The following is a 13,922-nucleotide window of genomic DNA, read 5'->3' as shown; positions in this document are numbered from 1 at the left end:
ATATAGGAGGTGCTTTTATGATTAATACAAATATAACAAATTTTAGAAAAGAAATTTTTGGACTATTGGAGCAAACTATAAAATATAATGAGCCGATAAATGTAAACACTAAGGACGGAAATGCTGTAATTATAAGTGAAGAAGACTATAACGGATTGATGGAAACATTATACTTGTCATCAATTCCGGGTATGAAAGAAAAAATTGTTGAAGGATTGAAGACTCCCTTAGAGGATTGTATACCGGAAGATCAGGTGGAGTGGTAATGTACTCTATTGTTTACACTAAAAAAGCGGTAGGTGATATTGCTAATTTAAAGTCTGCAAAACTTGATAATAAGGCGAAGATTTTGATAGAGCTGATAAGAAATGATCCATATAAAACTCCACCTTCGTATGAGAAATTACAAGGAAATTTGAAAGGGGCTTATTCACGTAGGATAAACATAAAGCATAGGCTTGTTTACGAAGTTTATGAGGAAGATAAAATTATTAAAATTATTAGTTTATGGAGTCATTATGATTTTTAATTAGTCTACTTTTATAAAGTGTATTTATATTGAATAAAATAATGACAATATATTTATATTATTTAGATTTTTTGAAAGCTGTGATTTGTAGTATACCGAGTTCCCTACAAGAAAAATTATAAATAAAAAGGTTCAAGGAAATATTTTTATAATGTTTTGTGCCTTGAGCAAAGCGAAAGGCATGGAAATAAGTATGGACATAAATCCGGTTGATAAAAAGAATGAAATATGTAAATTATTAGATGACTTAGAAGCTGAATATGAAATTCATGCTTTTGGTGAAATGAATAAAGAGTATGAATATTTAGAAGAAGGTAATATCTGCATAACTGTACTTAACCCTACTTGTCAGTATAAATTATATATAGATTTAGAGTATTACGGTGAGTTTACATTGAGCTATTATAGGTGGCATTCGCATTATTTTCCGGATGATATGGATTATGAAGTGTTTTACAATGATTTGACGGCTATACTAAATAATACTAAATGTACCGAAAATGTAAGTAGCAAAAAAAGATGGATATATAATACTTTAAAGGAGATAAAAGATACTGAATCTTACAATTTTAAAGTTGCTGAAAGTCTTCCGGGTGAATTTGTTAAGGAGTTAAAGAAAGTCGGAGGAAGTGTAGAGTTGTTCTTTTGGGATTGTAATAAGAATATAACAATAGATATATAGATATAAAAACATAAGAAAGCCACCGATGATATACTGCATTGATGGCTTTTTGTATACAGGGACTTATTTTAAATTAAAAAAATAGCATTCTTTAAAATTCTCTTCATAATATTTTTCAAGCTCAGACATAAATTTGCTCTGAGATATATGATTTTGTACAGTCATATAGGGCTGGTCTGTTAGCGGCAGTTCTATTTTATCTATGTTCTTTCGGTATGATTGTATATCTATTCCCATTTTTTGTTTAAATATCCTATTTAAGTATCTGCTGTCTGAAAAGCCTGCCTCACAGCAAATATCGCTTATCCTTAAATTGGTCTTGTTTAGAAGCGAAAATGCATGGTCAAATCTTATATTATTTAAATATTCAGTAAATGTAGTGCCGGTCATTTTCTTTATAAAGTGAGATATATAATAGGTAGATAGGGACTCGAGATTTGCAATATCTTCCAAAGTTATATTCTCAGAATGATGTTCAGACATGTAATCGGTTATTCTTTGCAAACGCTTACCCTTGGAGCGACTTTGTTTTGTACTCTGTTCATCGATGAAAGGATCGGCTATTTTACTGAGCTTATAAATCAAGTCAAGAGCCTTTGCACCGGCTCCGAGCTCAGTAAAAGCGATTTCACTGGCATAACACATAGCACATTCAAATATTGTTGTATACAAATCAGAATTCTTTTCGTCATACACTATATGATTTTTCTTATATATAATATCAGGTCCTATATTTTTATACAGTGCATGATTTATCAAAAATATAACTATCTTATTATGATGTTTATTGCTGTAGAAAGAGTGTGGCTGATATCTGTTTACTATGTAGATATCATTTTTATTCAGCTTGAAAACCTCATTGTCAATAACAAGGTCTATATTACCTTCCAGTATCATACCTATTTCAAGATCCGAATGACAGTGCACACTTCTTGAAAGTATCTCAATCATAAGCATAGCAAGGGAGTTTGTTTTTGTATGTCTTATTATCTCATATTCGGTTTTATTAGTTTTTATTGAGTTCAAGTCCATAGCATACATTCCTTTATATAAATAGAATAAATTGGGTCATAAAATGGTTAAAAAATAGACGAATAAATGTATAATTGGCATCTATTTTATTTTCAAATTCAGTATATTCTATAATATATTATATTTCAATACAGGAATAGCAATATTAACATCTATTAATAACAAGATTACCGACATTTGGCCTAATATATCAGTTATTATAATAAACAAATGGAAAGTCGTTTATAAACTATATAGCAATAATATCCTTATTATTGCAAATTTGAAAGGAGAAGTATTTATGAAAGAATTTTTTCCAAGCATTTCACCTATTAAATTTGAAGGAAGTGAGAGCAAAAATCCGCTAAGCTTCAAATACTATGATGCCAAAAGAGTGATAATGGGCAAGACAATGGAAGAACATTTATCATTTGCTATGGCATGGTGGCATAATCTTTGTGCAAGCGGTGTGGATATGTTCGGACAGGGTACTGCCGATAAAGGTTTTGGTGAAAAGCAGGGAACAATGGAGCATGCAAAGGCAAAAGTTGATGCAGGTATTGAATTTATGCAAAAGCTTGGTATCAAATATTATTGCTTCCATGATACAGATATCGTACCTGAAGATCAGGAAGACATAAATGTTACAAATGCACGTTTGGATGAAATAACAGATTATATCCTTGAAAAGACAAAGGGAACAGATATTAAATGCCTTTGGACAACCTGCAATATGTTCAGTAATCCAAGGTTTATGAACGGTGCGGGAAGTTCAAACAGTGCGGACGTTTTCTGCTTTGCAGCCGCACAGGCTAAGAAAGGTCTTGAAAATGCTGTAAAGCTTGGAGCAAAGGGATTTGTATTTTGGGGCGGACGTGAAGGATATGAGACTCTTTTAAATACAGATATGAAACTTGAAGAAGAGAATATTGCTACATTATTTACAATGTGCAGAGATTATGGACGCAGCATAGGATTTAAGGGTGATTTCTATATCGAGCCGAAGCCGAAGGAGCCAATGAAACATCAGTATGATTTTGATGCGGCAACAGCAATAGGATTCTTGAGAAAATATGGACTTGATAAGGACTTTAAGATGAATATTGAGGCAAATCATGCTACATTGGCAGGACATACATTCCAGCATGAACTCAGAGTATCTGCAATTAACGGTATGCTAGGCTCTGTAGATGCAAACCAGGGTGATACATTGCTTGGTTGGGATACAGATCAGTTCCCTACAAATGTATATGATACCACTCTTGCTATGTATGAAATATTAAAGGCAGGCGGTTTAAGCGGAGGATTAAACTTTGATTCAAAGAACCGTAGACCAAGTAATACAGCTGAAGATATGTTCTATGGATTTATTGCAGGTATGGACACATTTGCACTGGGACTTATCAAAGCCGCACAAATAATTGAAGATGGTAGAATAGATGAGTTTATTAAGGAAAGATATTCAAGCTATAACTCAGGAATCGGTGAGAAGATAAGAAACAGATCTGTGACATTGGTAGAATGTGCTGAATATGCATTAAAGATGAAAAAGCCTGAGTTACCTGAGTCAGGAAGACAGGAATATTTGGAGACTATAGTAAATAATATATTTTTTAATTCAAAATTATAAAAACACCTGATTGGGGACGTTAAAATCGGGTTTATATAAGGAGGATAATATGAAAATGAAGAAATTATGTGCGTTTGTAGCAGCCGGTATGTTAGCTTTATCACTGGTGGCATGTACCGATGGAAATGAGCCTGCAAAGACAGCAACAGAGCAGACACAGGCGGAGAGTACAAAGGCGGAAGGAAGCTCTGAGAATACAGATTCAAAGGGTGGGAAAATAGGTATATCAATGCCTACTAAGTCTCTGGAGAGATGGAACCGTGACGGTTCTTACCTTGAAAAAGAGTTTGAAAAAGCAGGCTATGAGGTTTCGCTTACATACTCTGACAACAAAATCGATCAACAGGTAAAGGATATCGAGGGTCTTATTGCTGATAAGGTTAATTTATTGGTAGTTGCCGCAATAGACGGTGAGTCACTTGCACAGGTTCTTGCCGAGGCAAAGAGCCAAAACATTCCGGTTATTGCATATGACAGACTTATAATGAACACAGATGCAATATCATACTATGTTTCATTTGATAACTATACTGTAGGTAAACTGCAGGGTGAATTTGTGGCACAAAAACTTGACCTTGCAAACGCAGGTGATAAGAAGTTTAATATTGAGTTTACAGGTGGAGATCCTGCCGACAATAATGCAAAGTTTTTCTTTAACGGTGCAATGGATGTTATAAAGCCATATATTGAAAAAGGAACAGTTGTAGTTCCTTCAGGACAGACAACATTTGAGCAGGTCGGTACTGCACAGTGGGATACGTCAAAGGCATTATCAAGATTCCAGAATATTCTCGGATCATATTATTCAGACGGTACACAGCTTGATGCGGCTGTATGTTCAAATGACTCTACAGCTTTAGGTGTAACACAGGCTATTCAGTCAGATTATGCAGGAAGTAATGAGATAATAATTACAGGTCAGGACGGAGATGAGGCAAACCTTGCAAATATCATTGACGGAAAGCAAACAATGACAGTTTATAAGGCTGTTGCAAACGAGGCAGTTGCTACACTTAACCTTGGTGAGGCTATATTAAATAATGAAAAACCTGATGCATCACTTATTGAAAAATCAGGCTGGAGCTTTGATTGTACATATGATACATCATCATATGACAATGGAGCGGCTGTAATACCTTCATACCTTTTGGTTCCTGTTACCGTAACAAAGGACAATATCCAAAAGGAACTTGTTGATACAGGATATTACACAATGGGAAGTGATGGTTATCCACATCCTGTACAGTAAATTACCGCAGGCTCCGGGGAATCTTTGCGGAATATTATCGTAGATAACGATATAAGACTATAATATTGCCTTATATGGCGGAAAGGCGGATGTATTGAAAGATTATATTTTAGAAATGAAAAATATTACAAAGGAATACCCCGGAGTAAAAGCTTTAAATAATGTAAATCTGAAGATTGAAAGAGCAAGTATTCATGCATTGGTAGGAGAGAATGGAGCCGGAAAATCCACTCTGATGAATATTCTCTCCGGAACCATTGCACATAATGAGTATACAGGTCAGATTCTCTACAACAATAATGAATGTAAATTTCAAAAGATACATGACAGTGAAAAGCTTGGTATAGTGATAATACATCAGGAATTGGCTCTTATACCCGAGCTTACAATTGCTGAAAATATGTTTCTTGGAAATGAAAGAAAAAACAGATTCGGTGTGATAGATTGGAATGAGACTTTTCATCAGGCCGACACAGCAATGAAAGCTGTAGGCTTAAATGAAAATACACAATCTCTTATAAAGGATATCGGAACAGGAAAACAGCAACTTGTAGAGATAGCCAAAGCTATATCAAAAGATGTAAAGCTTTTAATTCTTGATGAGCCGACATCTTCACTCAATGATGAGGATTCAAGAATGCTTCTTGATATGCTGATACGTTTTAAAAAAGAAAAAGGAATTACATCAATTATTATTACACATAAATTGCAGGAAGTTGCATATGTGGCTGATGAAATAACAGTAATAAGAGATGGAATGACAATTGAAACTATTGATAACTCGGATCATCTTATAAATGAAGAACGCATTATAAAAGGTATGGTTGGACGTGAGCTTGAGGACAGATTTCCGGCAAGAGAACATGTAATAAGTGATGAAATAATGTTTGAAGCAAGAGATTGGTCTGTATATCATCCGATATACACTGAAAAATGTGTTGTAAATAATATAAGCTTTCATGTTAAAAAAGGTGAAGTAGTAGGTTTTTCAGGATTACAGGGTGCAGGAAGAACGGAACTTGCCAAATCACTTTTTGGAAAGAGCTATGGCAGTCGTATTTCGGGTCGTGAATTTATTGCAGGTAAAGAGGTCTTTCTCAACAGTTCAAGGGAGGCAATTGTTAACGGTCTGGCATATGTGACAGAGGATAGAAAAACTGACGGATTGATACTTTCTGAAACAATTGCAAGAAATACAACTCTCGCAAGAATGGAAAAAATTGCGGATAAAAGAGGTGTTGTAGATGTTTCAAAGGAAAACATGGTTGCAAAAGATTATGTAAAAGCAATGAAAACTAAAACGCCTTCTGTTTTACAAAAGGTTGGAAATCTTTCAGGCGGTAATCAGCAAAAAGTTCTTTTATCAAAGTGGATGTTTGCGGGACCTGAAGTTTTATTCCTTGATGAGCCTACCAGAGGAATAGATGTCGGTGCAAAATATGAGATCTATTCCATTATCAATGATATGGTAAGACAGGGTAAGTCGGTTGTAATGATTTCATCAGATCTTACAGAGCTTTTAGGTATGTGCGATAGAATTTATGTTATGAACGAAGGTAAGATAACCGGAGAGTTTAGTGCCGAGGAAGCTACACAGGAAAAAATAATGAGTACGATCCTAAAATCCGATCGTGCTGCAGTTAATTAGGAGGTAAAAATGAATGCAAATAAATTTGTAAAAAAATATACAATGGTACTTGCTTTGCTTGTAGTTTTTGTATTCTTTACATATCTTACAGGTGGTAGACTTCTCCTTGCACAGAATATTTCGAATCTATTGTTACAGAATGCATATGTTCTTATAATGGCCTGCGGTATGCTTTTATGTATACTTACCGGCGGTAATGTCGATCTGTCTATAGGATCCACATTATGTCTGTCTGCCGCACTCTCAGCCAAATTGCTAAGCATGGGAATAAGCCCTTTTGTTGCTATATTGGCTTCAATTGCAGTTGCATGTGTTATAGGTGTATGGCAGGGATGGCTTATAGGGTATATTCATATTCCGCCTTTTATCTGTACACTTGCAGGTATGTTCCTTTTTAGAGGTATTGCAAGAGTTATTTTGGATTCAAAGACTGTTCCTATAATGGACAAGAAATTCCTAAGTCTGTTTACATCATATATCCAAATTCCTGGACTTGATGTAAATCAGCGAGTTATTTCATCAATGGTTGTGGGAATAATAGTTGCTGTAATAATAACAGCCTATACCTTTATTGCAGAGAGAAAAAAGGTAAAAAAAGGCTATGAAACAAGCGGGTTTGGTCTTACCGCAGCAAGAGTTTGTATATTTGACCTTGTAATACTATTCTATGCATATAAGCTTATGAGCTACAAGGGTATTCCTATAATGCTTATTTGGATCTTGATTGTAGTTGCCATATTTGCATTTATTACAAGCTCAACAGTATTCGGAAGATATTTCTATGCTGTGGGCGGTAATGAAAAGGCTACCAGGCTTTCAGGTATAGATCCTAGAAGAGTATATTTTTGGGCATATTTTCTTATGAGCCTTTTGGCAGGACTTTCAGGACTTTTAGTAGTGGCCCGTATAGGTTCAGTAGACGGAAATATGGGTAGTTCATATGAGATGGATGCTATTGCATCATGTTTCATAGGTGGAGCATCCGCTTATGGTGGTTCAGGAACCGTACAGGGAATAATGATCGGTGCAATACTCCTGGGTGTAATAAATCAGGGTATGTCAATACTTGGACTTCCGGATCAGTATCAATACATCGTAAAAGGTGCTGTTCTTTTGGGCGCTGTAGTATTTGATGTAGTATCAAATCATAAAACAGGAAAATCATAAAATATATTGGGCTATTATACAGTTTTGTATGTAGCCCGTATTAGTATGTGTAAATTTGGAAAGGGGGATTAGGTGTTTGACAATATAGTTTCCAGAAAAAATACAAATTGTGCTAAATGGGATGAAATAATAGCAGATTGCGGAGTGGATGATTTGATTCCTCTTACAGTTGCCGACATGGATTACAGAGTAGCACCTGAAATTATGACAGCTGTTATAGAAGCTGCAAATCATGGAATATACGGATATACAAATGTAAGTGATAAATATATAGAACTGTCAAAAAAATGGGCAAAAAATAATTACGGCTTTAATCCTGAAAATGAGTGGATAGTTTATTGTCCCAGAATAATTCAGGCAATATCTTTGATAATACAAAACTATACAAAAAAAGATGATAAAGTTTTGGTATTTACACCACTTTATGATCCTATTCAAAATGCCGTACGCATCAATGACAGAGAATTGGTAGAATGTTCATTGAGCTTAAAAGACGGACATTATGATATAGACTTCAAGGATTTTGAAGATAAGATAAAGAGTGGAGTAAAAATATTTATTACAGTATCACCTCATAATCCTGTGGGGAGAGTGTGGACTGAAGATGAAATAAAACAGACTGTGGAAATATGTAAGCGCCACAATGTACTTATAATATCCGATGAAACACATGCCGACTTTATTTGGAAGGGAAAATTCATATCTTATGCATCTTATTATGATATGTATGAGAATATAATAATAGGATTATCAACATCAAAGAATTTTAATATTGCAGGACTTGAGGCCAGCAATATAATTATAAAAAACGAAAAATTGAGAAACTTCTTTAAAAAACTGCTTAGACAGGGCGGAATACATAATCCGAGTTATTTTTGTATACCGGCTGTTATAGCAGCTTATGAATACGGTGAAGAATGGCTTAATATTGCAAAAGAAAAGATAAAAGAGAACATGGATATCATAAAGAGCTTCTTTGAAAATGATATGAAGGGCTTTAAGGTAATTGATTCCGAAGGAACTTTCCTGTCATGGGTTGATTACAGAGCATTAAATATTACAGAAGATAAATTTAAAGAGCTTATGATAGAAAAGGCTCATATAGCATTTTCACTTGGTAGCGGATATGGGGAGGACGGAAGAGGATTTTTCAGAGTAAATGCCGCTTTACCTAAAAAATTACTGGAAGAAGCTTTATTAAGATTTAAAAACAATATAAATTGGGAGAATTTTTATGAGTAAGACAAAAAGAAAACCTACAGTACTTCAAGCATTGTTCCCTATACTTGCAATGCTTATAATTCTGGGAGTTGGAATTGCATTTTTATCATTGCCTGCTGAGCCTTTGATTGTTTTGGCGGCCGTGGTATCAGGTATACAGGCGATATTCCTTGGATATTCATATGATGATATAATGAATGAGATAGCAACCAAAATCTCAAAGGTTTGGGGAGCATTGTTAATTCTTATAATCGTTGGATTTATGATAGGTTCATGGATGCTTGGCGGTACTATACCTATGCTTATTTATTATGGACTAAAGCTGATAAGCCCTAAATATCTTGCACTTACAGCATTTATACTCACAGCTATAGTATCTGTTCTTACCGGTACATCATGGGGTTCAGCAGGAACTATAGGTGTAGCATTTATGGGTGTAGCTATAGGAATGGATGCTAACCTCGCATTGGTTGCAGGTGCAGTGGTTTCAGGAGCATATTTTGGGGACAAGCTTTCACCTCTTTCAGATACTACAAACCTTTCATCTGCAGTTTGTGGAGTGGATCTTTATGAGCATGTATACAATCAGATGTGGACAACGGGAAGTGCAGCAGTTTTATCTGTAATATTCTACTTTATAATGGGACAGGTAGGTGCAGGAAAAAATGTTGTTGTACCTGAAACCATAAATATACTTACGGGTACACTTGATCAAATGTTTAACTGGAATATTTTGTTGCTTGTTCCTCTTGTAATAGTACTTGTAGGGTCGATTACAAAGAAACCTACGATTCCTGTTATGCTTTTGGCATCAGCTATTGCTCTTATAAATGCTGCAGTATTTCAAGGTGCAGATTTAAAGAGTATTGTTGATGTTACATTAAACGGATTTAATGTAGAGATGATTGGAATGACTAAGGATGAGGTTGCACCGGAGCTTATAAGACTTCTTCACAGAGGCGGAATGATGTCGATGATGAATACACTTCTCATTGCAGTTTGTGCTATTTCTTTTGCAGGTACTATGAGTGTAACAGGTGCATTGGAAGTTGTAATTTCAAAGATGCTTGAAAAGATCAACTCAACATTTAAACTTGTTGCTTCCACAATAGTTACATGCCTTATAATTACAGGTGTTACAAGTAACGGGCAGGTATCTATTTTGATGCCCGGAGAAGCTTTTAAGGATGCTTATATTAAGATGGGCTTGCATCCGAAGGTATTATCAAGAACACTTGAGGATTCTGTTACATGTACGGAATGTCTGATTCCATGGACAGCAGCAGGTGCCTATATGGCAAGTACACTTGGTGTAGATACATTACATTATTTGCCATATGCAATATTGAATTATTCGGGTATGATTTTTGCACTTGTATTGGCACTTACAGGAATCGGAATCACGAGATTAGATAAGAATAAATAGTTTACATATATAAATAATCTAAAAAGGTCGTACAGTTATATAGTGTCCGACCTTTTGCTATTTTTCCCTCCTCTCTTTTAATTTTACACAATATTTGATATAATCAATAATTATAGAAAATAAGGAGGCTTTTATGGCTGATACGATTAATATAAAAGATAATTACGAAGAAGAGACAAATGAAAACGTAAGACTTGGTGAAGTAAAGATTGCCGATGAAGTTGTTGCCGTTATTGCAGGTATTGCCGCTACAGAAGTAGAAGGTGTAGACTCAATGGCAGGAAATCCTACTAAAGAAATAGTAGGTAAACTTTCAGGAAGTAAGACTGCAAAGAGTATGAGAGGGGTTAAGGTAGAGGTAAATGATGATAAGGTTTGTGTTGATCTTGCAATCAATGTAAGTTACAACTACAATATTCCTGAAGTAAGTGAGAAAGTACAGGAGAGAGTTAAGAATGCTATTGAAAATATGACAGGACTTACAGTGCTTGAAGTTAATATTAAGATAGCATATGTTGTAGCAAACTAATGAGACCCTTTTCAAGTACTTACATAAGAAAGATAGCAACTGTTGGAATGCTGACGGCTTTGGCAATGGTACTTGGTTTTGTTGAAACATTGATACCTATAAATTTAGGTATACCCGGCATGAAGTTAGGCCTTGCAAATCTGATTGTGATTATTGCTTTTTATTTGTTTGATATAAAAACAGGAGTAATAGTTTCACTACTTAGAATTGTCTTGATAGCTATGACTTTTGGAAATATTTCAATGATGTTTTATTCTATATCAGGAGCCACACTAAGTTTACTTTGTATGATTTTGGCAAAACAAATCAAAGGTTTTTCCATGGTTGGTATAAGTATCATTGGGGGTATAATGCACAATGTCGGACAGATAATCTGTGCGGCTTTTGTGGTAAGAACAAACGGAGTATTCACATACCTGCCTTTACTTATGATTGCAGGTGTGGTAAGTGGTATGCTTATAGGAATAGCGGCATCACTTGTTATAGTCAGAGTAAAACCGTATATACACAAATAGCTTATTATAAGCAGATGTAAAGCATTCATAATTTAAATATATTATTAAACAAAGTTATGTTGCAAGTTTGATTTTATAATCAGGCTTGCTTTTTAGAGATTTTAGAATGGAGATAAAATGGCAAATACAAAGATTGATGTAGTATCAGGTTTTTTAGGTGCAGGAAAAACCACTTTTATAAAGAGACTTGTTGAAGGAAATAAGGACAAGGGTAAAACAATAATAATAGAAAATGAGTTCGGTGAAATAGGTATAGACGGAGGATTTTTAAAGAATTCAGGTATTGAAATCAGAGAGATGAACTCAGGATGCATTTGTTGTTCTTTGGCAGGAGATTTTGAGGCATCTTTAAGAGAGCTCTTATCAACTTATGAGCCGAATAGAGTTATTATAGAGCCGAGTGGCGTAGGCAAGCTTTCAGATGTATTGAAGGCTGTTTCGGATGTTGAAAAAGATTTGCCTGTAGAGTCAAATTCTGCCGTAACGGTTGTTGATGTTAAAAAGTGCAAGATGTATATGAAGAATTTTGGTGAGTTCTTTAACAACCAGATTCAGTTTGCAAATACTATAATCTTATCAAGAACAGATTTGGTAGATAACACTAAAATTGAGGAAGCCGTTGCACTTATAAAAAATGTAAATCCTGAAGCTACAATAGTTACAACACCTCTTGATAAGTTAAGCAATGAAAAGATAGAAGAACTCTTATCAAGTCCTGTTGATTTAAAGAGCGAATTGCTTGAGGAAATGGCAAGAGAGCATGAACATCACCACGAGCACGACCATCACCATGAACATGATGAACACCATCATGAGCATGACGAACACTGCGGATGCCATGAGCATGAACATGAGCACGAGCACGAACATCATCATGATCACGAGCATGACGAGCACTGCGGATGCCATGAGCATGAACATGAGCATAATCACGAGCACGAACATCATCATGATCACGAGCATGACGAGCACTGCGGATGCCATGAGCATGAACATGAGCATAATCACGAACACGAACATCACCATGATCATTGCGGATGCGGGCATGACCATCATGATCACCATCATGCAGATGATGTGTTTGACAGTTGGGGAATGGAGCAAGTACCTGCAATAAGCGAGGAGAAGCTAAAGGATATACTTGAGAGCTTTGCGGATGAAGAAAAATTCGGTGCTGTTCTCAGAGCTAAGGGAATGTTAAAGGACGCAAACAGTGATGATTGGTTCTATTTTGACTTGGTTCCGGGAGAGAGCGACATCAGAAGAGGTGATGCGGAGTATACAGGTAAGGTATGTGTTATCGGAGCAGGATTAAAGACTGAAGAAATAGAAAAGTGTTTTAGAGCTTAAAGCTTATTGATTGGAGAAGTTATGGAAAGATTACCTATTTTTGTCATCAATGGTTTTTTAGAAGCCGGTAAAACACAGTTTATGAAATTTACAATGCAGCAGGAGTATTTTCAGACTGACGGTAATACATTATTGATTGTATGTGAAGAGGGTGAAGAGGAATATGATAAAGATTTATTGGAGTCCACTCACACAACCTTAAAGTACATAGATGATATATCGGATTTTACAAAAGAAAAGATGATAGAGTTTACCAAAGAGGTGAATCCTGAAAGAATTCTTATAGAGTGGAACGGACTATGGGAACAGGACAAGATACAAATACCTGATATCTGGTATGTTAATCAGATGATTACCATATATGATACATCTATATTGGATCTCTATATAAAGAACAAGGACCTGAAGGCATACATGGGTAAGATGCTTAAGGATTCCGAGCTTGTTATATGCAATAGAGCGGATGATATTGATGAGGAAATTTTAAGCACATATCATCTTCAAATAAAGGCCATGGCACCTAATGCGGAAATTATTTTTGAAGGAGAAGAGGGAGAGATTACAGGAGATTTCAGCATAAATCTTCCATATGATCTTGAAGCTTCAAAACTTATTATCAAACCTGAGGAATATGGTATTTTCTATGTTGATGCTATGGACAGAACTGAAAAATATGACGGAAAAGAAGTTGAGTTTGTTGCTCAGGTGGTGAGACCTGACGGAATCGGTGATGATATATTGATTCCCGGAAGAAGAGCAATGACATGTTGTGAGGCCGACATTCAGTTTTTGGGTTTTGTATGTCACTATAAGGGTGCAAAGAATTTTAAAAACAAGGACTGGGTAAAGGTAAAGGGCAAAATAAAGTATGAAATGAGCCCTCAATATCGCGCTAAAGGACCTGTAATATATGCAAATGATATTTTACTTACAGGACCTATAGACGGATTAGTACAGTTTTAGGA

14 protein-coding genes are annotated in these 13,922 nt (G+C 35.4%); 13 read left to right on the top strand and 1 reads right to left on the bottom strand.

Features of this window, described 5'->3' with window-relative positions; translation table 11 throughout:
- The first annotated feature begins 17 nt into the window (after positions 1–17).
- The 3 genes from EHV10_RS06060 (at position 18) to EHV10_RS06050 (ending at position 1,211) form a co-directional block, all read left to right on the top strand.
- Positions 18–266: a type II toxin-antitoxin system Phd/YefM family antitoxin gene (locus EHV10_RS06060; protein WP_009663508.1), complete on the top strand. Its 249-nt coding sequence runs from the start codon at positions 18–20 to the stop codon at positions 264–266.
- The gene (locus EHV10_RS06055) at positions 266–529 is read left to right on the top strand and encodes a Txe/YoeB family addiction module toxin (RefSeq protein WP_009663421.1); all 264 of its coding nucleotides are present in this window, start codon (positions 266–268) and stop codon (positions 527–529) included. Before EHV10_RS06060 ends, EHV10_RS06055 begins: the two co-directional genes overlap by 1 nt.
- A 193-nt stretch (positions 530–722) precedes the next feature.
- A complete protein-coding gene (locus tag EHV10_RS06050) occupies positions 723–1,211 on the top strand; it encodes a hypothetical protein (protein WP_128673891.1) in 489 nt (162 codons plus the stop codon).
- A 63-nt stretch (positions 1,212–1,274) separates the two neighbouring features.
- On the opposite strand, the gene EHV10_RS06045 is transcribed toward EHV10_RS06050, so the two are convergent.
- Entirely contained in the window at positions 1,275–2,243 is a 969-nt protein-coding gene (locus EHV10_RS06045) for an AraC family transcriptional regulator (protein WP_128673890.1), read from the bottom strand.
- A gap of 280 nt (positions 2,244–2,523) precedes the next feature.
- Between EHV10_RS06045 and xylA the strand changes: the two genes are divergently transcribed.
- The 10 genes from xylA to EHV10_RS05995 all read left to right on the top strand — a co-directional run bounded on the left by xylA (position 2,524) and on the right by EHV10_RS05995 (position 13,920).
- Positions 2,524–3,852: a xylose isomerase gene (gene xylA, locus EHV10_RS06040; RefSeq protein ID WP_128673889.1), complete on the top strand. Its 1,329-nt coding sequence runs from the start codon at positions 2,524–2,526 to the stop codon at positions 3,850–3,852.
- Positions 3,853–3,901: 49 nt separating this feature from the next.
- Positions 3,902–5,101, top strand: coding sequence for a substrate-binding domain-containing protein (locus tag EHV10_RS06035; RefSeq protein ID WP_128673888.1), 1,200 nt, complete (start codon positions 3,902–3,904; stop codon positions 5,099–5,101).
- A 94-nt stretch (positions 5,102–5,195) separates the two neighbouring features.
- Positions 5,196–6,749 (top strand): sugar ABC transporter ATP-binding protein, encoded by a 1,554-nt coding sequence (locus tag EHV10_RS06030; RefSeq protein ID WP_128673887.1) that lies wholly within the window; start codon positions 5,196–5,198, stop codon positions 6,747–6,749.
- Between the two features lie 9 nt (positions 6,750–6,758).
- Positions 6,759–7,916 carry a sugar ABC transporter permease gene (locus EHV10_RS06025; RefSeq protein WP_128673886.1) on the top strand — a complete coding sequence of 386 codons (1,158 nt, stop codon included), beginning with the start codon at positions 6,759–6,761 and terminating at the stop codon, positions 7,914–7,916.
- A gap of 72 nt (positions 7,917–7,988) precedes the next feature.
- A complete protein-coding gene (locus tag EHV10_RS06020) occupies positions 7,989–9,158 on the top strand; it encodes a MalY/PatB family protein (protein ID WP_128673885.1) in 1,170 nt (389 codons plus the stop codon).
- Positions 9,151–10,563, top strand: coding sequence for a Na+/H+ antiporter NhaC (gene nhaC, locus EHV10_RS06015; protein WP_128673884.1), 1,413 nt, complete (start codon positions 9,151–9,153; stop codon positions 10,561–10,563). Before EHV10_RS06020 ends, nhaC begins: the two co-directional genes overlap by 8 nt.
- Positions 10,564–10,696: 133 nt before the next feature.
- Entirely contained in the window at positions 10,697–11,092 is a 396-nt protein-coding gene (locus EHV10_RS06010) for an Asp23/Gls24 family envelope stress response protein (RefSeq protein WP_128673883.1), read from the top strand.
- Entirely contained in the window at positions 11,092–11,607 is a 516-nt protein-coding gene (locus EHV10_RS06005) for a Gx transporter family protein (RefSeq protein ID WP_128673882.1), read from the top strand. The genes EHV10_RS06010 and EHV10_RS06005 overlap by 1 nt, the downstream gene beginning before the upstream one ends.
- Before the next feature lie 117 nt (positions 11,608–11,724).
- A complete protein-coding gene (locus tag EHV10_RS06000) occupies positions 11,725–12,957 on the top strand; it encodes a CobW family GTP-binding protein (RefSeq protein WP_128673881.1) in 1,233 nt (410 codons plus the stop codon).
- A gap of 21 nt (positions 12,958–12,978) precedes the next feature.
- The gene (locus EHV10_RS05995; RefSeq protein ID WP_128673880.1) at positions 12,979–13,920 is read left to right on the top strand and encodes a TIGR03943 family putative permease subunit; all 942 of its coding nucleotides are present in this window, start codon (positions 12,979–12,981) and stop codon (positions 13,918–13,920) included.
- Positions 13,921–13,922: the final 2 nt, after the last annotated feature.

It is taken from the genome of Lachnoanaerobaculum gingivalis, from assembly GCF_003862475.1.
GTDB classification, from domain to species: Bacteria; Bacillota; Clostridia; order Lachnospirales; family Lachnospiraceae; genus Lachnoanaerobaculum; species Lachnoanaerobaculum gingivalis.
This window is presented reverse-complemented; position numbering and strand designations above follow the sequence as displayed.